The sequence below is a fragment of the Chryseobacterium sp. JUb7 genome, assembly GCF_024806495.1.
GTDB lineage: Bacteria > Bacteroidota > Bacteroidia > Flavobacteriales > Weeksellaceae > Chryseobacterium.
In genome coordinates, this window is record NZ_JANUFF010000003.1 from 40198 (window position 1) to 65357 (window position 25160).

The window sequence follows — 25160 nt, forward strand, 5'->3', positions numbered from 1 at the left end:
GGAAAATACTTTCACCAGCCTTTTCTACTTCAAACTGTTAAACCAGGCTGTTTTTATCTGCATAATTAAGTTTAAAGAAAATAAAAGTCATGATTGAAAAAGCCAATAAAGAACTCCCTCCATAACTGAAATACGGCAAAGGAATACCCACTGTAGGAAAAAGCCCCATAACCATCCCTAAATTGATCGTAAAGTGCATTAAAAGAATGGAAGCAAAGCAATATCCAAAAACCCTGTTAAAGGTTGATTTCTGCTTTTCTGCGAGATAGTAAATCCTTCCGATGTATACCATGTAGCACAAAACAAGAATTGCACTTCCTAAAAAGCCCCATTCTTCTCCCACCGTACAGAAAATATAATCGGTTTCCTGCTCAGGAACGAATTTACCCTGAGTCACAGAACCTTCCCGATATCCTTTTCCTAAAAGTCCTCCGGAACCAATTGCCGTCTTTGAATACAGCAAATTATAACCGGAAGTATCTCTAAAAGCTTTTTCACCTTTAAAAAGAACCTCAATTCTTTCTCTCTGGTGTTTCGGCAGTTTTTCTAAAATATAAGGTGATCCGAAAGCCAGTCCGCATAAAATCAGAATAGATCCGGCAATACTTGAAATGGAAATAACATTCCATGACATTTTATAGTAATTCATGGCAATCCAGCCTCCCGCAATCAATAAAATCGTGATCACAACATATACCGGAGGAATAGCCAATGAAACAAGAAATACACCTGCAAAAAGAAATCCAACGCCAAAAAGTAAACCACTCAGACCTTCACGGTACAAGGCAATGAAAAAGGCAATAAATACCAACATAGACCCAACATCGGGAATAGCAAGCACAACAACTGCCGGAATACCTATAATTCCAAGTGCCGTTAAAAGTGATTTTCTGTTTTTTAAATTAAAGTCAGGTCCGGAAACATAATTGGACACCATAAGCGCCGTTCCTATTTTCGCAAACTCAACAGGCTGCATGGTAAAACTTCCGAACTTATACCAGTTTTTCTGGCCCAAAATCTCTTTACCAAAAGGGAAAAGACCAATAAGCAATAAAACACCGCCTATATAAATGATCCCTGACATATTTTCGAAAAACTTACTTCTCCCGACAAAAATAATAAGACCTACAAACAGGGAAATACCGAAAAAAACCAATTGCTTTTCTCCTAATTTCTGATCCACACTGTAAATATTTGCAATCGCAAAAATGCAAAGCAGGAAATATAAGCCAAGACCTAATTTATCTATTCCTTCTGTCCATTTCATTGCTTAGCAGGTTTTGTATTTTTATTATTTTTTGTTTCTTCTTCTATCTTTTTCTGCAGTTTTATTTTCTGCTCTTTAATAAAGTTTAAGCTATCCTTAATTCTTTTTTGCTTCACAGAATCCTGAGTTGGATCTTTATAAAGTCCTTTACGTTTCAGATCAGCAACCCATTGTCTTTTATATTCAGGCATGAAACTCGCGCCGGTCATTTTTTTATAAAGATTTTCTCTTTTTAAATCACCGGTAATATATTTTTCGGCGATGACAGCAGAAGCAGGACCGGCCCAGGTAGCACCGAATCCGGCATGTTCCATAACAGCAACCACAACAATTTTAGGTTTATCTGCAGGAGCAATCAGTACAAAGATTGAGTTATCCTTTCCTTGTGGCACCTGTGCTGTACCCGTTTTTGCCAGCATAGTAAAATCATTAGATTTTAAACTTCTTGCTGTTCCTCTTAACACCACAGCCTCCATACCTTTCAGTACAGGCTCAAAATGTTTGGGGTCCACCAACGTCTGATGCTTCTTTTTGAATCTCGGATCAGGATTTGGTTTACCATCAATAGATTTTACAATATGAGGCGTATAGTACCATCCTTTATTCGCAATTGCCCCTACATAATTAGCAAGCTGAAGAGGCGTAATCATGATATCTCCCTGCCCCATTCCGTTGAAAACGGCACCGGTAGCCAAAGGGTCCCAGTTTTTATAATCTTTTTTACCGCTATATTTATTAAGAGTTTTCTGTCTTTTTTCATAGAATTCTCCAGACGGAATTCTTCCTTTCGCACCAACAGCAAGGTCATTGTTTAAAAATTCTCCAACCCCGAAGCTGTTCATGATTTTTTTCCATTCATCAACCCCTTTGGAAGGATTTCCCGGATATTTATTAATAATAGCAAGATAAGCGTATGAAAAATAGCAGTTACTGGAAATTTGAATAGAAGGAATCAAAGGATCGGCTCCGCCATGACCTTTAATTCTTAATCCTCTGTAATTAAAACCTCCGCCACAAGGAAATATCGTATTTTCCGTCATCACCCCCATCTGCATTGCAGAAAGAGCCGTTAACAGTTTAAAAGTAGACCCTGGAGGATAAGCAGCCTGAGCAGATCTGTCAAAGGTTGGTTTATTCTCATAGATCGTATCTTTTGATAATGCGTATAAGTTTTTAGATTTATTAGGACCTGTAAATAAGTTGGGATCAATATCCGGACCGGTTGCCATCGTTAAGATTTCACCATTATTAGGATCAATGGCAACAATAGCTCCGTGCTTATCCACAAGCATTTCTTCGGCCATTCTCTGCAGATCGTAATCAATCGTTAAAGTAATATCTTTTCCGGTGATTACATCTTTATCCAATGTCCCGTTTTTATAAGATCCGATATTTCGGAGCCTGATATCCTTTTGGATATATTTCATTCCTTTTACCCCACGAAGCTCTTTTTCATAAGATTTTTCAACACCTGTTTTTCCGATAAAATCTCCCGGCAAATAATAGGTTGAATCTTTTTTAATTTCTTTTTCATTGACCTCACTGGTGTAGCCTAAAAGGTTTCCGGAAGTCGAAACTTCATATTGACGCTGTGGTCTTGAAACAATACTGAATGCCGGATATTTAAATATAATTTCCTGAACTCTTGCAATATCTTCTCTGCTGAGGTCTTTAATAAAAGTCATCGGCGTCAGCTTCGAATAATATTTCTCTTTCTTTATGGTATTAACTTTATTGATGAAATCCGATTTGCTGATCTTCATTAAATTACAAAACCCAAGAGTATCAAAATCAGGTTTCATTAAAGCTTGCGTAAAAGAAATCTCGTAGGCAGGCTGATTTCCAACCATAATTTTTCCATTTCTGTCGAAAATGACTCCTCGTTGGGGAATAACATATTCAATTTTAATAGAAGTATTCGCAGCATTCAATGCATAACGATCTGTAAACAATTGTAAATAAGCAAGTCTCGCCACGAAAATCAAGGCGATAACAGCAAGAGCGGAAAAAATTTTTAAATAACGTGTGTTCAAACTTTTTGTTTGATTTTAAATATTAATGCGTAAACAACGATAAAGATAAATGAAATTATACTCGTCACCAATACATTAATTAATATTTCAAAAAATCTACTAAACTTAAAGAACTCTATATATTGTACTAAAAGCTGATGTAAAAAGATACTTGAAAATAAAAACAGCAAAAACTGCGCCCATTGAAGGGACTGAAATGAGAAAAAGTCTGTGGAAGTATCTGTAGACGTTCTGAAAATTAAGGTTCTGAAGTAGGCAATCAGAGTGGTCGCAAATGCATTGATTCCCCATGAATAAAGGAATGCATCAACCGAAAGGCCGATCAGAAAACTTAAAGCCAGAAATTGAAATTTATTTCTGAAAAAAGGATAAAACATAACGAACACAGGATATAGTACCGGCGTATATTTTCCGAAAATCGTGATCCTGTTCAAAACAAATATTTGTAATGCAACCAGAAAAATCATGATTAATATGTCCGTAAATAAAGTCCTGCTAATCATTTTCTTTTTTTATTACAGCTTGCATTGTATCTTGAATCTTTTGTACTTCAGCTTTTTTAAGGTTTTTAACCACGAAAACTTTATTCAAAGCTCCCATTTTTTCACTTAATTCAACTGAAATATCCCAGAAACCTGTTTTATTATCAACAGAATATCCCGCGATGGTACCGATCTGAACTCCTTTGGGGAAGATCGCCGATTTACCGTCAGTAACAACAGTATCCCCTATTTTAAGGGCAACATATTTAGGAATATCTGCCAGGTGCATCACTCTCGAATTATCTCCGTTCCATGTTAAGGTACCAAAATATCCTGAGTTTTTTAAGGCGGCATTAATTCTGATTCTGTTTACACTTAAAACAGACTGAACCAACGCATAACTATCAGTAGAATTGATGACAATTCCGGCAATTCCCTTTGGAGCCATTACGCCCATCTGTGGAAAAACCCCGTCTCTTCTACCTCTGTTTATTGTAAAGTAATTATTTCTTCTGTTGATACTGTTGAAAACAATTTCACCGTCGACGAATGTATAAATCTGTCCGCCACCTAACGTATCATGAACTTTTCTGAACTGAGGATTTGCAGCGCCCTGTTTTCCGTAAAGCTCAACCATCAAAGCCTTATTCTGAGTAACCAGGTCATCATTGATCTGTTTAAGCTTCAGATAAGAAACCCCCTCATCAATATATCCTGAAACCCAAGAATTCAAAGCAGCAGATTGACCTGCAATCCAGGATTTCTGCATGGCATTTTTAGAGAATATCAGAACCAGAGCAATAATTTGCAGGAATATAAAGAAGACAAAAAGTGCGTTCTTCGAAAATAATCTCAGCAAAAATCCCATTCAGATGTGTTCGTAAAAAGTTAAAATTATTTAATTAAGAAATTGAATTTATCCATATTCTTAAGAGCGATACCTGTTCCGCGAACTACAGCTCTCAACGGATCCTCTGCAACAAATACAGGAAGACCTGTTTTTTTGTGTAGTCTATCCGCAAGACCTCTCAACAATGCACCACCACCAGCAAGATAAATACCTGTTTTGTAGATATCAGCAGCCAATTCAGGAGGAGTAAGAGAAAGAGTTTCCATTACAGCATCTTCAATTCTGATAATTGATTTGTCTAATGCACGGGCAATCTCTTTGTATCCAACCATGATTTCTTTTGGTTTTCCAGTGATAAGGTCTCTACCCTGTACCGGAATATCTTCAATATCAACGTCAAGATCTTCAACAGCAGAACCCACTTCGATTTTAATTCTCTCGGCAGTTCTCTCCCCGATGTAAAGATTGTGGTGTGTTCTTAAGTAATAAGCAATGTCATTTGTAAATACATCACCTGCAATTTTCACAGATTTATCACAAACAATACCTCCTAAAGCAACCACAGCAATTTCTGTAGTACCGCCACCTATGTCGATAATCATATTACCTTCAGGTTTCTGTACATCGATCCCGACTCCTATAGCAGCAGCCATTGGTTCATAAATCAAACGTACTTCTTTAGCATTTACTTTCTGTGCAGAATCTCTTACCGCTCTCTTTTCAACCTCAGTGATTCCGGAAGGAATACAAATCACAATTCTTAATGCAGGCTGAATAAATTTACCCTTAATTCCAGGAATTTTTTTGATAAATTCTTTAATCATGTGTTCAGAAGCGTGGAAATCTGCAATAACCCCATCTTTCAGTGGGCGAATTGTTTTGATATCCTCGTGAGTTTTACCCTGCATATGCTTCGCCTGCTCGCCGACGGCAATCGGCCTACCCGTAGAACGCTCAATTGCAACAATTGACGGCTGATCTATAACAATTTTATTATTATGGATGATAAGGGTGTTGGCAGTACCAAGGTCTATCGCAATTTCTTGCGTAAACATATCGAATAAACTCATATTTTCCTTCTGATTTTTTAAAGAGTTACAAAGATATAAATTTAAGACAACCAAAGAAATTCCGCAAGCATATAATTTGGTTAAAATTTTATTAAAATTTTCAATAATCTATTAACTTTTACTTTAATCAATTACAGACTTTAACCTAAACCAGATTTAAGTCAATTCTCGGCTGGAAGCGGGAAGATTGAAGGTTGAGGTTTTCATAATCAGACAAAGGGTCGTTTTTTAATGAATTGATAATCTTCAAACCGTTAAAATTGGATTAAAAAATTTAACTTTTCATATTATTTGGAAAGCTTATTTAGAAGCAAACCAAAATAGTTTTTTACGATAATTATCATATACATTATCAGAAAGTGATTAATGAAAAAAAACGTAAATTTGCTGCGCTTATGTTACAGTATTCCAATATACATCAAACGTCGAATTTCGCCGTACTTTCTATAAGCTTTGAAAAGGCAGATGTAGAAACAAGGGGAAAATTTGCATTCTTTGATGAAAATATCAAAAACTTTGTTACCCGAATTCACAATGAAGATTTAGGGGATGCTTTCGTGGTATCGACATGTAACAGGACCGAAATTTACACAACTTCGCCCAATTATCTTTTAGTGGCTGAAGAATACTGCAAAACAATCGGTGTTCATTTTACCGATTTCATCAGATTTGCAAATATCCACACCAAAGAAGAAGCGCTGACTCACCTGTTCAGAGTAGCGGCAGGTCTGGAAAGTCAGATTATCGGTGACTTTGAAATTATCGGTCAGATAAAAAAAGCATATAACCGTTTCAAAAAAGAAAGAAAAAATTCTAATCCTTTTTTGGAGAGATCAATTAATTCTGCCATTCAGATTTCAAAAAGAATCAAAAACGAAACAGGAATTTCCAATGGGGCAGCGTCAGTTTCTTATGCGGCGGTGCATTATATTTTAAATAATCAAAAAAGGATTACGGAGAAAAATATTCTTCTGTTGGGAGTTGGAGAAATCGGACAGAACACGGTTGAGAATCTGGTAAAACATGTTTATCAGCCCAAAATTAAAATCGCCAACAGAACTCAGGAAACAGCAGCCAAGATATCTGAAAAATACAGTATTCCTCATATTGACTATTCTGATTTTGACAAAGAATTAAGTGGCACCGATATCCTGATCGTGGCAACCGGAGCAAGACATCCGATTGTTGATAAATCTCACTTCCCGAACGGAAAAGAAACTTTGGTCATCGATCTTTCCATTCCAAATAACGTTGACAAAAACGTCATGGAAAACGAAAATGTAACCCTGATTGATGTCGATGAGCTTTCAAAACAAATTCAGGAAACCATTCAACAGAGAGAAAAAGAAATCCCGAAAGCTGAAAAAATCATCAAGGAAATGACAAAAGATTTTCTTGAATGGGAAAAGAAGAGAAGACTGGCTCCCAATATTCATCATTTCAAAGCGGTTTTAAAAAATATGGAACGTAACGAAATGCATAATTTTTACAGAAAAAATAAATATATAAATATCACGGATATGGAACTTTCTGATAAAATGATTCAGAAAATCACCAACCGGTTTGCAAAATATATCATCGATAATCCTTTAAAAGCCGAAGAAATTAGTAAATTAATGCACGAAATATTAGTTGAACAACCAAACAACGAATTCAATGAAAAGCATTAGAATCGGAACCAGAAATTCCGCACTTGCACTTTGGCAGGCGAGAGAAGTTGCGAGGCATCTTCAAAACAACAACTATTTAACGGAAATTGTTCCTATTGTATCTTCGGGTGATAAAAATCTTAATCAGCCGCTTTATTCTTTAGGAATTACAGGTGTCTTTACAAGAGATCTGGATGTTGCATTATTAAATGATGAGATCGACATTGCGGTACATTCATTAAAGGATGTTCCGACCAAACTTCCTGAAAACCTTGAAATCATTGCTTATCTGGAGAGAGACTTTCCTCAGGATGTTTTAATCCGTAAAGAATCTGCAAAAACTAAAGAATTTCATGAACTGAAATTGGCAACGAGCAGTTTAAGAAGAAGAGCATTTTGGCTTAAAAATTATCCAAATGCAGAATTTTCTGACATCCGGGGAAATATACAAACCCGTCTTCAAAAGCTGGAAGACGGTGATTTTGATGCGACAATTTTATCTTTAGCAGGAATCAAGAGAATGAAAATGGAAATCGATTATGAAATGCTTCCATTTTTAATTCCAGCTCCTTCACAAGGAGTAATTTCTGTTGCAGGACATTCTGAAAAAACAGATATCAACGAAATCTTAAGTTCTATCAATCATAAACCCACCCAGATCTGTGTAGAAATGGAAAGAAATTTCCTAAACACCCTGGAAGGAGGTTGTACAGCTCCTATTGGCGCATTTGCAGAAATCTTCGGGGATCAGATTCGTTTCAAAGCAGGACTTTGCTCATTAGATGGTAAAAACTGTATCTTGACTGACGAAAGTTTTGTTTATAATGAAGAAGAGAACTTTGGAAAAAAATTCGCAAAAATAGTTCTTGAAAATGGTGGAAAAGAACTGATGGCAGAAATTAAAAGCCAGATTTAAAAAACACCCTTTATCTTTTAGCTCCAGGCTCTAAAAAATGAAAATCTTATTTACCAAAAATATAGACCCATCTGTTATATCCAAAGAATTAGGAGAGCATATTGCGGTCGATTGTGTTGAGGTAATTAAGACAAATCCTCTTATAGTTCGCTCCTTTGACCTGAAAGACCATTCATTAATTTTCACCAGTGTCAATGGCATAAATTCTTTTTTTAAAAACGGATTTAAGCCTAATGAAGATTTTACGGCAAAAAATTATAACAAAATCTACTGTGTCGGTGAAAAAACAAAACGAGCATTAAGAAAAAACGGCTTCGGAACCTTTAAAGTTCTGAAAAATGCAGATACCCTCTCAAGATTCATCATTGGCCATTGCCAACATGAAAACTTTTTACACTTTTGCGGCAATCTGGCGATCAGCGTTCTCGACCAGGAGCTTCCACTGCAAAATATTAAATATAAAAAGGTTACCGTCTACAATACTGAAGAAATGAATCCCATGATACCTGAAAAATATCATGCTGCCGTTTTTTTTAGTCCGAGTGGAGTTCGTAGTTTTGCAAAAAAAAATTCATTGGAAAACATGAAGCTTTTTTCGATTGGGGAAACTACTTCTAATGAATTAAAAAAGTATACTTCTGAAAAGATTTTTACTTCTGAAGAAAATAATTTAATCTCTGTTTTTGGATTGATTAAAAGGTTTCTTTAAGCTTCATAACAACAATATTGGCAAATTATAGTCTAAATAAATTATGATCAAAAACGACCTATATCTAAAGGCTCTGCGTGGTGAAACCGTAGAAAGACCGCCTGTTTGGATGATGAGACAAGCCGGAAGATATTTACCGGAATTCATTGCTCTTCGTGATAAATATGACTTCTTTACAAGATGTCAGACTCCCGAGCTAGCTTCTGAAATTACAGTACAGCCTATCAGAAGATATCCTTTGGATGCTGCTATTTTGTTTTCCGACATTTTAGTAGTTCCTCAAGCGATGGGAATTGATTTCAAAATGAAAGAAAATGTAGGTCCTTGGCTAGATAATCCGATCAGAACAATGGAAGATGTACAGAATGTGATCGTTCCGGATGTGAATGATACATTAGGATACGTTTTTGACGCCATTGAACTTACTTTACAAAAGCTTGACAATGAAATCCCATTGATTGGTTTTGCAGGTTCTCCCTGGACAATTCTTTGCTATTGCGTAGAAGGCAAAGGAAGTAAGGCTTTTGACATTGCTAAATCTTTCTGTTTCCAACAACCGGAAGCGGCTCATCTGTTATTACAGAAAATCACTGATACCACGATTGCATATTTGAAGAGAAAAGTAGAAAAAGGTGTTTCTGCTGTTCAGGTTTTTGATTCTTGGGGAGGTATGCTATCTCCGGCAGATTATCAGGAATTTTCATGGAAATATATTAACCAGATTGTTGAAGCGCTAAGTCCGTTAACCCATGTAGTAGTATTCGGAAAAGGATGCTGGTTTGCTTTGGAAGAGATGGTTCAATCACCAGTTTCGGCTTTAGGAGTTGACTGGACAATCAAACCGGAATTCGCGAGAACACTAACCAATCACACGATGACTCTTCAGGGGAACTTTGATCCGGCAAGACTGCATTCCACACCTGAAACGATTAAAAAGATGGTGAATGAAATGATCAACCGTTTTGGAAAAGACAGATATATTGCCAATCTTGGTCATGGAATTTTACCTAATATTCCTCTGGAAAATGCAGAAGCATTTATAAGAGCGGTAGTGGATTGGAAACCGAATACTCAGTTTTAATTTCCCCTAAGATTTTCACTGATATTATGATAAACTTTATGTGAAATTTTAGTTTAAATAAAATACAAATACCCTTTCAGTGATTGAAAGGGTATTTTTTATGAGTAAAATAATTAATTAACTTCAGTAATGAAATCTTCTTTTGGTTTTCTGACTTTCGTAAGGTTTACCAACCAGTCATTGGATGCATCTCTGTAACCTATTGGCAATAGCAGAACACTCTTTAAACCTTTTTCTTTTAAGTTTAAAACTTCGTCCACCGCTTCAGGAGAAAACCCTTCCATTGGCGTAGAATCTACTTCCTCAAAAGCTGCCGCAATAATCGCTGCTCCGAAAGAAATATAAGCCTGTTTTGCAGCATGCGTAAAATTTTCTTCAGCAGACCTTTGAGGATAAGTTCCTAACAACATCTGTCTGTAATTTTCCCAGCCTTCATTTTTGAATCCTCTGATATCATTGGTCAAATCAAACATTTTATTGATTCTTTCTTCTGTGTAATTATCCCAGGCTGCAAAAACCAAAAGATGTGAACAATCCGTAATCTGTGGCTGATTCCAAGCATGAGGTTTGATCTGTTCTTTGATTTCCTGATTGGTAATCACAATGATTTCAAAAGGCTGAAGACCACTAGATGTGGGTGCCAACCTTGCTGCTTCTAATATTTTGTCCACTTTTTCCTGTGGCACTTTCTGACCGTTCATTGCTTTTGTTGCAAATCTCCAGTTCAGTTTTTCAATTAATTCCATATTTTAAAATTTAACTACGCAAAATTACTTCAAGTGTCCTATATAAAAGACACTGATTTTTAAATTTGATTCATTGTTAATATCTATATTTTAATCAATACAACCCGATTAACACAAATCAAGAGTCCGGTAAAATAAAAAAGCTCCTGAAATTCAGAAGCTATCAACCATCATTGTTTTATAATTTTCTTTCTTACCGTGTTCTTACCATCGTCGATTGAAATTATATAATTTCCCTTTGGAAGATCAGATAAATCGTATGTTTGAGATTTTCCTGAAAAAGTTTTCACTCGTTTTCCGGACATATCCATAACTGTAATTTTAGTATCGTTTTTTATATCAGATTTAATATAAAAACTATCTTTAACAGGGTTTGGATAAAGCTCCAGCCCTTTTCCTAAAAAGGCATCTGAAGTTGCCAACACTCCTGTTGAGGTAATTGTCACATCATCAATTGCCGCTCCGTAAGAATAATCCCCTACATCATCGTAAATAAATCTAAGCTGGAAATTGGCATTAGCATAAGGTGCTAAATCTATATTTGCAGCATCTGCATACACCTGAAGAACATAAGTAAGTGTATTAAAATCAATATTCCAGGTTCCCGAACTTCCGGCAGAAGAAAACACCTGAACCCAAGAAGTTCCGTTGAATGCTTCGACCTTTATCACAGAATCCAGATCATAGATCATATTTGCATATTTAAATGACAGCTTCGGGTTTGCAACTCCCGCAAGGTTAATAACCGGTGAAACCAGCCTTGCATTTGAATTAACACCTGAAGGTCCGGCATCATCATCATCAAAAAAAGCGGCTCCGTTTGGAAATGAAGCAAAGCCAGCCTGGCCGCCTACTGCCCAATTGTAAGTCGTATCAGGATTATTTACCGTCCATCCTGAAGGAAGACTCCCTCCATTAAAATTTTCAGAAAACACTTGTGCATTACTAAGCCCACAAGCCAGCAAGAATAAAAGCAATTGTTTTCTCATGGTATAGTTTTTTAGGATATTTAAATTTAAGAAATTATTTTCAATAAAAAATCAATATTAAATAAATAAAATATTCAATATCAATACTTTTAAATAAAAAAGCACTCCAGATATGCTGGAGTGCTTAAAAGTTATATATTATAAATATTAGCTTAACATTCGCTGGGCTTTTTTCACCCCTTCAATCAATGCATCGATTTCCTCAAAAGTATTGTAAACCGCAAAACTGGCTCTTACCGTTCCTGCAATATTAAAGAAATCCATGATCGGCTGTGTACAATGATGGCCAGTTCTTACAGCAACTCCCATTTTATCCAGAATCATTCCTACATCAGAAGCAATCCCTATTCCTTCCAGATTAAAAGAAACTACTCCGGTTCTATTGGCTTTTTCACCATAAATTTTAATTCCCTCTAATTCCAGAAGGTGTCTTTGAGCATATTCTAATAACGCATTTTCGTGATTCTGAATATTCTCCTGCCCTACTTTCTGAATAAAATCAATTGCCGCACCTAAAGCAATATTTCCACCTACATTTGGTGTTCCGGCTTCAAATTTAAAAGGTAGCCCTGCATATGTTGTTCCATCAAACGAGCATGTTGCAATCATCTCACCTCCTCCATGGAATGGTGGCAAATCTTCCAGAATTTCCTGTTTTCCGTATAAAATACCGGTTCCCATAGGTGCATACATTTTATGCCCCGAAAACACGAAGAAATCACAATCCATTTTCTGAACATCAATTGTAAAATGCGGAGCCGACTGAGCACCATCAATAACAATATAGGCATCTGAATTCTTTCTTGTCTTTGCAATAATTTCTTCAATAGGATTTACAATTCCCAAAGCATTTGAAACCTGATTAACAGAAACCACTTTTGTTTTTTCGCTTAAAAATTCATCCAGATAATTAAGCTGAAGAATTCCATTTTCATCAATAGGAATCACTCTTAATTTTGCTCCAGTTCTCTCACAAAGTAACTGCCAGGGAACAATATTTGAGTGATGCTCAAGATAAGAGATAATAATTTCATCATCTTTTTTCAGCTTTTGCGTCAGAATATAAGCGATAAGATTCAACCCTTCTGTAGTTCCTTTTGTAAAAATCACTTCAAAATCATGCTCAGCATTAATGAATTTCTGGATTTTCCTTCTTGAAAGCTCCATTTCTTCCGTTGCTAACTGACTCAATGTATGGATTCCTCTATGCACATTGGCATTAAGCTCTGTATAGTATTTGTTCCAAACTTCTAAAACAGAGTTGGGTTTTTGCGATGTTGCTGCATTATCTAAATAAACCAATGGTTTCCCGTTCACCTTCTGATCTAATATAGAAAACTGACTTCTTATTTCCTGAATGTCAAACATTTATTAAAATTTTAAATTAAAACGTTCTTATTTAGAACACTTCAAATTTACGGCTTTTTTTCGGATTCTTGCTGAGGCCAAATTGTTGCCAGCTGATAGAAAGGATTCGATGAATAATATTGCAGACAAAAAAACCTGTCAAATAAAATTGACAGGTTCTTATATTGTTTAAATAAGCAATTCTTATTCTGCTGCAGTTTCTGCTGCCGGAGCTTCTCCTTCAGCTGCAACTTCTTCTTCATCTTCATCATCCATTGCTGCTGCACCTCCTTTCATTGCATTTCTAGACATCTTAACAGCAACTACTACTGCATTGTCCGGGTGAACGAAAGAATATCCCTCAGTTTTGATACCTCCAACATAAAGTTTGTTACCAATTCTTAATGGAGTAACATCAACAACGATCTCATCAGGTAAGTTAGCAGGAATAGCTTTTACTTTCAATTTTCTGAAAGACTGACGTAAAACACCACCAGCTACAACACCTTTAGAACGACCTGTAATTCTTACAGGAACCTCCATAACTACTGGCTTATCATCAGATAACTGATAGAAGTCAGCGTGAAGAATTTTGTCTGTAATTGGGTGAAACTGAATATCCTGAAGAACAGCAGGAATTACCTGTCCGTCGATTTCAATAGATACCGTGTGTGCTTCAGGAGTATATACCAAACCTTTGAAAGCTCTCTCTTCTGCAGAGAAGTTCAATGGCTCACCACCTCCGTAAACAACACAAGGAACTAGTTCAGCATCACGTAGAGCTTTTGTAGATTTTTTACCCACGCTTTCTCTTTTTGTACCTTGAATTGTAATAGATTTCATTTATAAAAATTTAAAAAATTGTTTTAATTTTAATTGCAAACTTCATGATAATCAATTAAATAACAAACTTACTGCTAATTGATTGATGCTCATGAACCATCTTCATAACGTCCGCAAATAATGGGGCGCAAGATAGCACTTTTATTTTAGTTGACAAATTATTTTTAACAGGAATTGAGTCAGTTACAATCACTTCCAATAATTTTGAGTTCTCAATATTATCATAAGCTTTTCCTGAAAGCACTCCGTGAGTAGCCATTGCTCTTACAGATTTTGCTCCTTTCTCAATCAGAATATCTGCTGCTTTGCAAAGTGTTCCTGCCGTATCGATCATATCATCAATAAGAATCACATTCTTACCTTCTACATCACCGATAAGGAACATTTCTTCTACAACGTTTGCTTTTTTTCTTTCTTTGTAAGCAATTACTACTTCTGCGCCTAAGTGACCAGCATAGTTTTTTGCTCTTTTTGCACCTCCCATATCCGGAGAAGCAATGGTAAGGTCTTCAAGATTCAGGTTTCTGATATAATCTACGAAAATCGTAGACGCATATAAGTGGTCCACCGGAATTTCGAAGAATCCTTGAATCTGGTCTGCGTGAAGATCCATTGTCATTACTCTTGTCGCTCCCGCAGCTGTTAAAAGATTAGCAACCAATTTTGCACCGATCGGTGCTCTTGGTTTGTCTTTTCTGTCTTGTCTTGCAAGTCCGAAGTACGGAAGTACGACAGTAATGCTTTTTGCAGAAGCTCTTTTCGCAGCATCAATCATTAGAAGAAGCTCCAAAAGATTGTCCGCCGGCGGGAATGTAGATCCGATTAGGAATACTCTTCCCCCTCTTACAGATTCGTCCAAAACAGGTTCAAATTCCCCGTCGCTGAACTCCTGAAAGTTGATTTTTCCTAATTCTTTCCCATAATGCTGGGCAATTTTCTCTGCCAAGTCCTTACTCGTCCTTGTACAAAATAGATAACTTAACTGATCGGCCATTTTTACTTTTTAAAAGATTTTGCAAATTTAAAAAAAAACCACAAGAATCTGTCTTGTGGTTTCTAAGTTTTTATTTATTCCGATTTTATTGAGGGAATTTTACTCCTGAATATTTATTCGGATCTACCTGTGGTAAAGTAGATTTGTATTTTGCATTAATTGATTTAATAAATTCATTAGCAATGATTGCGTACCCTCTTCCGGTTAAGTGAACGCCATCCAGAGAGAAAGCTCCCCCGGTAACAAAAGTTGCTGTATACTTCACTCCGTTCCAGGTAATTCCTGCTTTTGAATCCAGTTCTTTCATTTTAGTATTTGCATCTACAAATGCAAGATTGTAAGAATCTGCCAGTCCTTTAATAGCAACATTATACGCCTTAACAGCTGTAGAAATATTGCTTACCTCATCTGCTGTAAGAGAAAGCTGATCTCCAATCGGGAAGCTGGCCCCATAAATAAACTGAGAACTTGCTGTAGGAGGCTGATTTGTGATCGCATCCAATCCCAAAACCTTACTTGCCGTAAGAAGAATAAGCTCTCCCTGTTTTGCCTGACGCGTCTGACCGAAAGCATTACCTATAAAAGTCGCCTGATCTAAAGGATATCCTGCAGTTGTCAAAGCTGCGGTAAGCTGAGCAGAAAGGTTTGTAAGCTTATTATCTTTAATTAAAACCGGGTTATTTCCAGCTGCAACAGGGTTAATTCTATCTCCCTGACCAAAGAAAGTAAGCGCAGATTTTAACGGACCATAAAGAGTCGTATTCAACTTCTGAGCAGTTGCTGCATCCAGAGGAATTGCATTATAAGGTACTCTTGTAAAGAACGGAATACTGGTAACATCAGGAATATTTCCGATGATTCCTTTTGTAGCTCCTACACTTTTAAGACCATCCAATACTCCTTTTATAGAACCCGCCAATACATTAGGATCTGAAATATCATTAGATTTATAAGTTGCAGGATTTAAGTTTCCGTTTTGCACTGTTGCTGCAGAGTATGTTGTAACTGTCCCTACAGTCTGAGAATTCGTCCCTCCATTGGTCGCATAAGAAAGTACATCGTTATTTCCGATCCAAAGAGAGAAAAATGTAGGAGCCTGAGACATTGCATCCGCTAAAACCGTAGTTGTTGCTGAAGAAGCAAATCGTACGAAATAAGGATTAGCCGTTCCTGTAGCCAGCCCTGCAAGACTTCCGTAATTAGGAGCTACCAAATGGAAAGACTTAGCACCCGGAACTCCCATATTTCTATACGGCCTTCCGGCTGAAATATTATCTAAGGCAGTAGTAGTCGGCAAATTATCCGGAGAAAGGGCCCCGTTAACAACTTTTAGTTCAAGCTTTCCAGGAAATAATAAATTCCCCGCTGCATCTTTCAAGTTATTAAACCCTCCGATATCGTTAGGCATCATTGGCTGATTAAAATCACCACCTCCTGCAAGTTTCATTTGTCCTGCAATCATACTTGGATAAGATTCATTCTGTCCTGAGCTGTAAAGAGCTCCGTCTCTGTACCCTGAAGTCAAAGAGTTCCCTAAGGAAACATATCTTGAAAAATCAGCTTCACCACTTGTTACAGGAATATCTTTTACATCCGTATCAAAATCGTGTTCGCAGCTTGTCGTTAAAAAAAGTGCAGAAACAGCTAATGTTGAAATTATAATTTTTTTCATAGTCTTTTCAATTAAAAAGGATTATAAGATAAACCTAGACCTACATAGAATGCAGTAGCTGTAGATTGCCCATAAAACTGCAAATAGTCATTTTTCACATCTCTAGCCTGAGGCATCGCGTATCCACCAGCTATATCAACTCCGAATTTTTTCAGTTTAAATCCTACCCCACCAGTCACTACATAAGTATTATAAGAAGGCGTTTCGGGAATAAAGTTGTCATCAGAATAAGGAGATTCATCATAGTAAGCCCCAAGACGACCATAGATCATGTTGGTGAAAGCATACTGTGTACCCAATCTGAATGTTTTTGTATTTTTAAAATTCTTAGGAGCAACCAAAATGGTAGGATCTGCCTGGTTTCCAACAGGAGCATTAGCAAAATCCAACGTCAGCTTGCTGTATCTTTCCCATCCATGGTAGTTGAAATCTGCTGAAATCAACCACTTTGGTGTAATTTTATACGTTAAACCAATCGTATATTCTTCTACCAATGGTAACATCGCTGTGAAACTGTCTTGTCCCTGAGCATTTAAACCAAGTTGAGAATATACTGCCGGTGATATATCAAAAGTAGCTTTCCCGTTTTTAGCTTTCATATCTACTGGTGAACGGTACGCAATACTCACATCCAATTTTGGATCAGGTCTGAAGTAGAAACCGAAACCATACCCGCTTCCGCTGGCTTTTTCATCCTTAATATTAAGGTTTCCGCTGAATTGTGTAACTGCCTTATCCCAGTTCACCTGGCCTCTTGCATAGATATAACTTGCACCAAATGCAAACCAGTCGTTAAATTTATATGAAATCATTGGCTGGAAGTAGAAACTCTTAAGCTCCAGCTTTTGTACCATTTCTTTCCCTTCCCAGTCGTAAGGATATTTAATTGTACTTCCGAAAGGAGTAGAAAAACTGAAACCAACAGATAATTTTTCCAATGGTTTATAAGTAATCGCTCCATAAAGAGGAGTTCCGATAGGATTATCCGTTTCTGTGCTCTGCAAAGTATTTAAGTTCTGGAATGTAACTTTATTACCTGCTGCGAAACCTCCAATTGCTATACTCAGCTTCGAAGGAATAAATGACATACCTGCCGGGTTAAAGAATGCCACACTTGCATCTTCAGCATGCGCACTGGTATGTGCCATTGCCAATTGCTTTACCCCCTGCAAAGACACTCTGAAGCCTCCCGCATAAGATAGAACACCCGCCAATAAAGCAGTTGATACTAAGATTTTTTTCATAGACTATTATTATATAACCCAAATATAAAATTATTTTAGTTACGTCTGTTAATAAATCTTAAAATTTTAAACATTATGCTAAAAGAAAATTATGTTTAAAATAGCACTTTAAGAAATACCCGATTTAAATACATCGTTGTTAAGTACTTAATAAACCTTTCAGTAATAAACTAATTTAAAGTTTAATGTTAAACACACAGATTAGGAATATTTGCTTATTTTACAATCGCATAAAGATAAAAATATATAAATTTGCAAGATTAAATATATACAATATGAGTTGTGGATGTAAAACATCCGGCGATTCTGCACATTCTTGCGGACCCAAGAAAACCGCGAATGGCTGTGAAAGTGTAAATACCTGTGGTAATAGTTATAAATTAAGTGTTTTCGACTGGCTTTCTAACATAAACAATCCCGCCCCTAATAGGTGTGATTATGTAGAAGTTAGATTTAAAAATGACAGAAAATCGTTTTATAAAAATGTAAATAATGTTCCTTTACATATAGGTAGCGTAGTAACAGTAGAATCAAGTCCCGGACATGATGTAGGTGTGGTAAGTCTCACCGGCGAACTGGTAAAGATTCAGATGAAAAAGAAGAAATTTTCAGAAGAATCTGTCCTTAAAATATACAGACAGGCCAACCAGAAAGATCTGGAAGTTTGGCAGGAAGCAAGAAAGAAAGAAGACGGCATAAAGCTGGAGGCGAGAAAAATCGCCCAGAGACTAGGTCTCGAAATGAAAGTTACAGACGTTGAGTATCAGGGAGATGCCTCAAAAGTAACATTTTATTATACCGCTGACAATCGCATAGATTTCAGACAGTTAATTAAAGATTATGCAGGCGCCTTCAGAACTAAAATCGATATGAAACAAATCGGTTTCAGACAGGAAGCTGCAAAAGTCGGAGGTATCGGTTCTTGCGGAAGAGAACTTTGCTGTTCAACATGGTTAACGGATTTCAGATCTGTAAATACCAATGTTGCCAGATATCAGCAGCTCAGCATTAATCCTCAGAAACTGGCGGGACAATGCGGTAAGCTTAAATGTTGTCTTAACTATGAACTAGACAGCTATCTTGATGCGCTAAGCAACTTTCCTTCTTCTTCAACGATGTTGGATACGGAAAAAGGAAGAGCTTTTTGTATCAAAATTGATGTTTTCAAAAAGAAAATGTGGTTTGCTTACGTAGACAGCTCTATGGCATGGTACGACTTTGATATTGATTTAGTTAAAAAGTTGATCTCTAAAAATAAGCGTGGCGAGAAAATCTTACCTCTTGAAGAATTAAAACAACCTGAAGGACCATTACAGACGATTGATCTTATTCAGGAAAACAATGTTGACCGATTCGAAAAGAAAAACAGAGGTCCTAAAAACAGGAATCAGAATCAGAACCAGAACAGACCAAACAACAATCAGAGCAATCAAAATCAGCAAGGTCCGAAGAAAAACACCAACAGACCTGAAAGACAAGATCGCCCTGAGAGAAGTGAGAGACCGGAAAGATCTGAAAAACCTCAAAAACAGGAAAGACCGCAAAACCCAAATGCCAATTCAAATAACCAACCAAGACAACAGAAGCCTCAACAGCCTAAAGTTCAGTTGGAAAAAGTAGAAGCAGCAGGTTCTGATCAGGAAAAAAAACCACAACAAAATCCGAATAAGAAAAAGTTTAAAAAGAAATTTCCTCCAAAAAAAGACAATAATGCGTAAAATTTTAGGATTACTTACTCTTATCCTTTTCTTTAGTTGTAATTCTTCTTCTGAAGGAGAAGTTATCATGAATTCCGTTAATAATAAATGGAGTAAGAAAAGTGAACAAAAATTTAATCTTGAAATTTCAGATCCGCAAAATCCTAAAAATATTATATTTGTTGTAAGAAATAATAACAATTTTCCTTACAGCAACATAAGATTTATTGTCAATTTTACAGATCTTCAGACCAAGAAAAAGGAAACAGACACTCTAAACTATGTTTTAGCAAAACCAAATGGAGAATGGCTTGGTACAGGATTTGGTGACACGAAGGAAACTCTTTTTCAGTATAAACTGAATTATAAATTTCCGAAGGAAGGCAAATATCAGATTGGCTTAACCCAGGCCATGAGAAATGACAATCTTCCGGGGATTGAAGATATCGGAGTAAAAATAGAAACGGCTAAACCGTAATCATAAATGGAACAAAACAAGCAAAACGCTGGAAGTAAAGGAAAAACATTTCCGCTTCCTCCTAAAAAAAAGAAAGATACCTCTTGGAAAAGGTGGGTTAAATTCATTTGGATTGGGCTTATCGCGGTAGTTTTAGGTATTTCAGGGCTTTTCTTTGCCGTTTCCCAAGGATTTCTTGGTGAAATGCCTGATGTAAAAGAGCTCGAAAATCCTGATATTTATGTAGCCTCCGAAATTATTTCTTCAGACGGAGTACTTTTAGGAAAATTCGAAAAAGAGAAAACACAACCTATCTTTTATAAAGACCTTCCCCCTTATCTTATCTATGCTTTACAAGCGAAAGAAGATGAGCGTTTCAAAGAACATTCGGGAATTGATTTACAATCTGTTGCCAGAGCTGTTGTTTATGGAGGAAAAAGAGGTGGTGGATCTACGATTACCCAGCAGCTTGCAAAGCTACTTTTCACTGGGAATGCCTCTCAAAATAAAGTTCAGAGAGCCTTTCAGAAACTGAAAGAATGGATCGTAGCGGTAAGTCTTGAAAAAAGATATACTAAAGAAGAAATTATCACTTTATATTTCAATAAATTCGATTTCCTATTCAATGCGAATGGTGTTGAAATGGCTTCTAAGGTATACTTTAACAAAAAAACTTCTGAACTTACCCTTCCGGAAGCTGCTACGTTTGTAGCCATGCTTGAAAATCCCAGAAAAAACAATCCTTATAGAAACCCGGAAAAAGCGAAAGAAAGAAGAAACGTTGTATTGGAACAAATGCTTAAAACCGGTTATATTGACCAAGCAACGTATGACAAAGCTACCAGTACACCTATCGAAGTTGACTTTCATCCAATCAAAAATATTTCGGATGGATATTCAGCTTACTATAAGTTTTATCTAAGAAAAGAAATTGATAAATACCTTACTGATTACGAAAAGGAAACCGGCAAAAAATTAAACCTTTATAAGGACGGTTTAAAAATATATGTTACTCTTGATTCAAAAATGCAAAAATATGCAGAAGATGCAATCAGAGAACATTTAACAGATCTTCAGAAAAGATTTGATGCAGAACAGAGAGGTAGAAAAAACAGACCGTTCTATTACCTGAATGATAAGCAGATCAATAGCGTAATGATGCAGGCGGTAAGAAGAACAGGTCGCTACAAAATGCTGAAAGCAGATAAGATGCCTGAAGATTCCATTATGATGGAGTTCAAAAAACCTATCAAAACATCCCGTTTCACATGGAATGGTGAAGAAGAGGTAGAAATGTCTCCTTGGGATTCTATCAGATATCATAAACAAATTGCACAGGCAGGATTGATGTCTATGGTTCCTGGAACAGGTGAAATTAAAGCCTGGGTTGGAGGTATTGACTGGCAGCATTTCCAATATGATCATATCAAGCAAGGTAAGAGACAGGTAGGGTCGACATTTAAACCATTCGTATACGCTACAGCTATTATGAAATTGGGAATGACTCCTTGTTCAGCCGTATCCAACGCAACCTATGATCACAAAGGATGGCACGTCCCGGGCCGAGGAGGAATGCTAACACTTAAAGACGGCTTAGCTCATTCTCAAAACCCTATTGCAGCTCGTCTTATTGAAATGACAGGTGTAGACGCAGTTATTCAGACTGCAAGAGATTTGGGAGTAACAGAAGATATTCCAAGAAACAATACAATCGCCTTAGGTTCATCTGATATTACAATTTTTGAGATGTTAGGTGCTTACAGTACTTTTGCTAACTACGGAAATCACAACAAACCGGAAATGATCTGGAGAATTGAAGATGCCAATGGTAGAGTCATCAAAGAGGTAAATGTAGAACCAAAAGAAGTTATGAACCCTATGTATGCTTACACCATGATTGAACTGATGAAAGGAGTAGCACAATATGGTACAGCATCTGGTGAATTAGGAAGAAGAGGAGTTTCAAAAGATATTGACATTGCCGCTAAAACAGGTACTACTCAGAATAACTCAGACGGTTGGTTTATGGGAATTACACCAAAATTAGCAACCGGTGCATGGGTTGGATGGGAAGACAGAGCGACCCACTTCTACGGAACCGGCGAAGGTCAGGGTGCAAAAATGGCATTACCAATCTGGGCTATATTCATGAAAAAAGTATGGGCCGACAAAAGTTTAGGGGTTTCACCTGATGACAAGTTTGTAAAACCTTCCGACTGGAAAGACGGCTGCTCAAACCTTAAAGGCATTGGCGGTGGTTACGGAGACGACGGTGGACTTCAAACAATCGATGAGATTAAAAATCCTAAACCTGTAGATCCTACTCCAAAGAATACAGATAAAAAAGAAGAAAACATTAATGAAAATCTTCATTCTTCAGATGAGGTAGATTTCAATAAATAAATTCTCTTTTAGAAATACACAAGACCTTTCAATTTATTTGAAAGGTCTTTCTTTTATAATTAATACCTTTGAATTATGAAAATCGAGAACATTAAACAACCTTTTATTGATATATTTCCCGGGGATTTTTCACGCAACACCATGCAAAGAAATACTCCCAAAGTTTTGTTTTCCACTACTGAACCAGCAGGCTTTACGACTCCAGAATTAATTATATTTAATAATGAACTTTCTGAAGAAATAGGTCTTGGAAAATTTGAAGAAAACGATTTGAACTTTCTTGCCGGCACAAATCTTCCGAAAAATATTCAATCATATGCAACAGCTTACGCAGGCCATCAGTTTGGAAACTGGGCAGGACAGCTTGGTGATGGAAGAGCTATTCTGGCAGGAGAAATCACTAACAAAGACGGAAAGAAAACCGAAATACAATGGAAAGGAGCCGGAGCGACTCCCTACTCAAGACATGCGGACGGCAGAGCAGTTTTAAGATCCTCCCTCAGAGAATATTTAATGAGTGAAGCCATGTACCATCTGGGAATTCCTACTACCCGAGCATTAAGCTTAAGCCTCACCGGAGAAAATGTAGTCCGGGACATGATGTACGATGGGAATCCACAAGAAGAAAAAGGAGCTGTAGTGATCCGAACAGCAGAAAGCTTTCTTCGTTTTGGGCACTTCGAATTAATGTCTGCTCAACGAGAATACAGTACTTTACAGGATCTTGTTGATTTTACAATAGAGAACTACTTTACGGAAATCAACTCTGAAGGAGCTCAAAAATATAAAGACTTTTTTGAAAACATTTCAAAACGAACAGCAGATTTAATGGTAGAATGGTTTAGAGTAGGCTTTGTTCATGGTGTAATGAATACAGATAATATGTCTGTTCTGGGATTAACAATAGACTACGGTCCTTTTTCAATGATGGATGAATATGATTTAAACTTCACCCCAAACACTACAGATCTGCCCGGAAGAAGATATGCTTTTGGAAAACAAGGTCAAATTTCACAGTGGAATCTTTGGCAGCTCGCAAATGCTCTTCATCCTTTAATAAAAGATGAAAAATTTTTGGAAGAAACATTAAATAATTATGGAAATTACTTCTGGGAGCAGCATGATAAAATGCTTTGCCGAAAATTTGGATTCGACCAGCTTCTTGATGGGGATGAAGAATTCTTCACCAACTGGCAAGGTCTGATGCAGGAATTACAACTTGATTACACTTTATTCTTCAGCCAGATTGAGAAATTTGACAAAGAAACAGATCTAAGAAAGCAATTTGAAAATATTTCTTATCATTCTTTAAATAATCAGAATTTAGATAAAATTGCAAATTTCATAAATTCATACAACCTTCGATTAGAGAAAAATATTATCTCAAAAGCAGAATCTATTGTTTTAATGAAAATAACAAATCCCAAATTCACATTAAGAAATTATTTACTTTACGAATGTATAGAAGAAATTAATTTAGGAAAAACCGAAAAATTAAACATTTTAATTAATGCTTTAAAAAATCCGTATGAAGAAACACATCCTGATTTATCCAAGAAAAGACCTTTAAAATATGATGATATTTCCGGATCTTCCACACTTTCTTGCAGCTCATAATAATTATTAATTTTTTAACAATATAACTTTTAACTTAAAAATTTATGCATAATTGAGTTTTTTCATTACTTTTACGAAAAAATAAAGTATCATGAAAAAACTTCTACTTTCTCTAAGCTTATTATTTACTGCTGCAGCTACCCAAGCTCAGACGGTATTATTAAATGAAGACTTTGAGTCTTATACAAACTTTGCAATTACTGGCTTTGGAGGCTGGCTAACATTAGACCTCGACCAATTAGGAACCTACACTGGAGGAAGCGATAACCCAGATTGGGATAACGCAGGTGCCGCAATGGCATTTCAAATTTTCAACCCCTCTGTGGCAGGCGTTACAAACAACGCAACTGCAACAATAAGCGATCCTGAAACAAGAAATTTCGACCCACATAGTGGTCTAAAATACGCTGCTTCTTGGGCCGCTGTTCCCGCAGCTCCCATCACAGCAAACAATGACTGGTTAATTTCTCCAGCAGTTACATTAGGCGCAACAGCTAACCTCGTATCACTATGGGTTAAGGCTTTATCAAACACATACACCCCAGAAAGATACAGAGTGGGAGTATATGTAGGAAGTGGAGCTCCTACTTCCGCAGCTGATTTTACTATAATCTCCGGAGCAACTCCTTTAAACGCTCCTTACCCAAACTGGGGAAGAGTATCTTACGCACTTGACGCATACGCTGGGCAAACTGTAAGAATCGGAATCCAATGTATCTCAGCAGACAAATACATGTTTATGGTAGATGACGTCAGAATTACAACCGGATCACTTGCCACAGATGAGGTTTCTGCTTCAAAATCAAAAACAAGTATCTACCCTAACCCTACTAAAGGAGAGCTTAACATCAAAACTGATAAAAAAATAAAAACTTCAACAGTTTTAGATGTTTCCGGAAGAGCAGTATTAAGCTCTACAACTCAAAAAGTAGATCTTTCTTCTTTACCAAAAGGATCATATCTGGTAAAAGTTGAATTCACGGACGGAACAGCTTCTACAGAAAAAGTAATTAAAGAATAATTTTAATTATAACAATATATAAAACTCACCAAATCTGGTGAGTTTTTTTATTCTATTTTTGCAAAAAAACTTA

21 protein-coding genes are annotated in these 25160 nt (G+C 36.6%); 9 read left to right on the forward strand and 12 right to left on the reverse strand.

Annotated features, from left to right (window positions below):
* Window positions 1–37 precede the first annotated feature (37 nt).
* From rodA to M2373_RS07030, 5 genes are read right to left on the reverse strand one after another with little or no spacing between them, the layout of a single operon-like run.
* Window positions 38–1267, reverse strand: coding sequence for a rod shape-determining protein RodA (rodA, locus tag M2373_RS07010; protein WP_259108981.1), 1230 nt, complete (start codon window positions 1265–1267; stop codon window positions 38–40).
* Window positions 1264–3300 (reverse strand): penicillin-binding protein 2, encoded by a 2037-nt coding sequence (locus M2373_RS07015; protein WP_259108982.1) that lies wholly within the window; start codon window positions 3298–3300, stop codon window positions 1264–1266. The genes rodA and M2373_RS07015 overlap by 4 nt, the downstream gene beginning before the upstream one ends.
* The gene (locus M2373_RS07020) at window positions 3297–3803 is read right to left on the reverse strand and encodes a rod shape-determining protein MreD (protein ID WP_259108983.1); all 507 of its coding nucleotides are present in this window, start codon (window positions 3801–3803) and stop codon (window positions 3297–3299) included. The genes M2373_RS07015 and M2373_RS07020 overlap by 4 nt, the downstream gene beginning before the upstream one ends.
* A complete protein-coding gene (gene mreC, locus M2373_RS07025) occupies window positions 3796–4650 on the reverse strand; it encodes a rod shape-determining protein MreC (RefSeq protein ID WP_259108984.1) in 855 nt (284 codons plus the stop codon). The genes M2373_RS07020 and mreC overlap by 8 nt, the downstream gene beginning before the upstream one ends.
* 26 nt (window positions 4651–4676) lie before the next feature.
* Window positions 4677–5702, reverse strand: coding sequence for a rod shape-determining protein (locus M2373_RS07030; RefSeq protein WP_027381028.1), 1026 nt, complete (start codon window positions 5700–5702; stop codon window positions 4677–4679).
* A 395-nt stretch (window positions 5703–6097) separates the two neighbouring features.
* Between M2373_RS07030 and hemA the strand changes: the two genes are divergently transcribed.
* Genes hemA through hemE form a run of 4 tightly spaced genes read left to right on the forward strand, consistent with a single transcriptional unit; the run spans window position 6098 to window position 10057 of the window.
* A complete protein-coding gene (gene hemA, locus M2373_RS07035) occupies window positions 6098–7372 on the forward strand; it encodes a glutamyl-tRNA reductase (protein WP_259108989.1) in 1275 nt (424 codons plus the stop codon).
* Window positions 7359–8267: a hydroxymethylbilane synthase gene (hemC, locus tag M2373_RS07040; protein ID WP_259108990.1), complete on the forward strand. Its 909-nt coding sequence runs from the start codon at window positions 7359–7361 to the stop codon at window positions 8265–8267. The genes hemA and hemC overlap by 14 nt, the downstream gene beginning before the upstream one ends.
* Before the next feature lie 37 nt (window positions 8268–8304).
* On the forward strand, window positions 8305–8976 hold the full coding sequence (locus tag M2373_RS07045) for a uroporphyrinogen-III synthase (protein ID WP_259108991.1): 672 nt from the start codon (window positions 8305–8307) through the stop codon (window positions 8974–8976).
* 43 nt (window positions 8977–9019) lie between these two features.
* Window positions 9020–10057 carry a uroporphyrinogen decarboxylase gene (hemE, locus tag M2373_RS07050; RefSeq protein WP_259108992.1) on the forward strand — a complete coding sequence of 346 codons (1038 nt, stop codon included), beginning with the start codon at window positions 9020–9022 and terminating at the stop codon, window positions 10055–10057.
* Between the two features lie 113 nt (window positions 10058–10170).
* Here hemE and M2373_RS07055 read toward each other — a convergent pair whose 3' ends face one another.
* The 7 genes from M2373_RS07055 to M2373_RS07085 all read right to left on the reverse strand — a co-directional run bounded on the left by M2373_RS07055 (window position 10171) and on the right by M2373_RS07085 (window position 17892).
* Window positions 10171–10803, reverse strand: coding sequence for an NAD(P)H-dependent oxidoreductase (locus M2373_RS07055; RefSeq protein ID WP_259108993.1), 633 nt, complete (start codon window positions 10801–10803; stop codon window positions 10171–10173).
* 170 nt (window positions 10804–10973) lie between these two features.
* Window positions 10974–11792 (reverse strand): T9SS-dependent choice-of-anchor J family protein, encoded by an 819-nt coding sequence (locus M2373_RS07060; RefSeq protein WP_259108994.1) that lies wholly within the window; start codon window positions 11790–11792, stop codon window positions 10974–10976.
* A 147-nt stretch (window positions 11793–11939) separates the two neighbouring features.
* Window positions 11940–13160 carry an aminotransferase class V-fold PLP-dependent enzyme gene (locus M2373_RS07065; RefSeq protein ID WP_259108995.1) on the reverse strand — a complete coding sequence of 407 codons (1221 nt, stop codon included), beginning with the start codon at window positions 13158–13160 and terminating at the stop codon, window positions 11940–11942.
* 183 nt (window positions 13161–13343) lie between these two features.
* Window positions 13344–13982: a 50S ribosomal protein L25/general stress protein Ctc gene (locus tag M2373_RS07070; protein ID WP_259108996.1), complete on the reverse strand. Its 639-nt coding sequence runs from the start codon at window positions 13980–13982 to the stop codon at window positions 13344–13346.
* 55 nt (window positions 13983–14037) lie between these two features.
* Complete coding sequence (locus M2373_RS07075) at window positions 14038–14976, reverse strand: ribose-phosphate pyrophosphokinase (protein ID WP_259108997.1); 939 nt, start codon at window positions 14974–14976, stop codon at window positions 14038–14040.
* 85 nt (window positions 14977–15061) lie between these two features.
* Window positions 15062–16648, reverse strand: a complete 1587-nt coding sequence (locus M2373_RS07080; protein ID WP_259108999.1) for a G-D-S-L family lipolytic protein — start codon at window positions 16646–16648, stop codon at window positions 15062–15064.
* 11 nt (window positions 16649–16659) lie between these two features.
* Entirely contained in the window at window positions 16660–17892 is a 1233-nt protein-coding gene (locus tag M2373_RS07085; RefSeq protein WP_259109001.1) for an OmpP1/FadL family transporter, read from the reverse strand.
* Window positions 17893–18167: 275 nt separating this feature from the next.
* On the opposite strand from M2373_RS07085, the gene M2373_RS07090 reads away from it, so the two are divergent.
* The 5 genes from M2373_RS07090 to M2373_RS07110 all read left to right on the forward strand — a co-directional run bounded on the left by M2373_RS07090 (window position 18168) and on the right by M2373_RS07110 (window position 25087).
* Window positions 18168–19610, forward strand: coding sequence for a regulatory iron-sulfur-containing complex subunit RicT (locus tag M2373_RS07090; protein ID WP_259109004.1), 1443 nt, complete (start codon window positions 18168–18170; stop codon window positions 19608–19610).
* Window positions 19603–20067 carry a gliding motility lipoprotein GldH gene (locus M2373_RS07095; protein WP_259109006.1) on the forward strand — a complete coding sequence of 155 codons (465 nt, stop codon included), beginning with the start codon at window positions 19603–19605 and terminating at the stop codon, window positions 20065–20067. The genes M2373_RS07090 and M2373_RS07095 overlap by 8 nt, the downstream gene beginning before the upstream one ends.
* A 6-nt stretch (window positions 20068–20073) precedes the next feature.
* Window positions 20074–22449: a penicillin-binding protein 1A gene (locus tag M2373_RS07100; protein ID WP_259109008.1), complete on the forward strand. Its 2376-nt coding sequence runs from the start codon at window positions 20074–20076 to the stop codon at window positions 22447–22449.
* A 75-nt stretch (window positions 22450–22524) separates the two neighbouring features.
* Window positions 22525–24066, forward strand: coding sequence for a YdiU family protein (locus M2373_RS07105; protein WP_259109011.1), 1542 nt, complete (start codon window positions 22525–22527; stop codon window positions 24064–24066).
* 91 nt (window positions 24067–24157) lie between these two features.
* On the forward strand, window positions 24158–25087 hold the full coding sequence (locus tag M2373_RS07110; RefSeq protein ID WP_259109013.1) for a T9SS-dependent choice-of-anchor J family protein: 930 nt from the start codon (window positions 24158–24160) through the stop codon (window positions 25085–25087).
* Window positions 25088–25160: the final 73 nt, after the last annotated feature.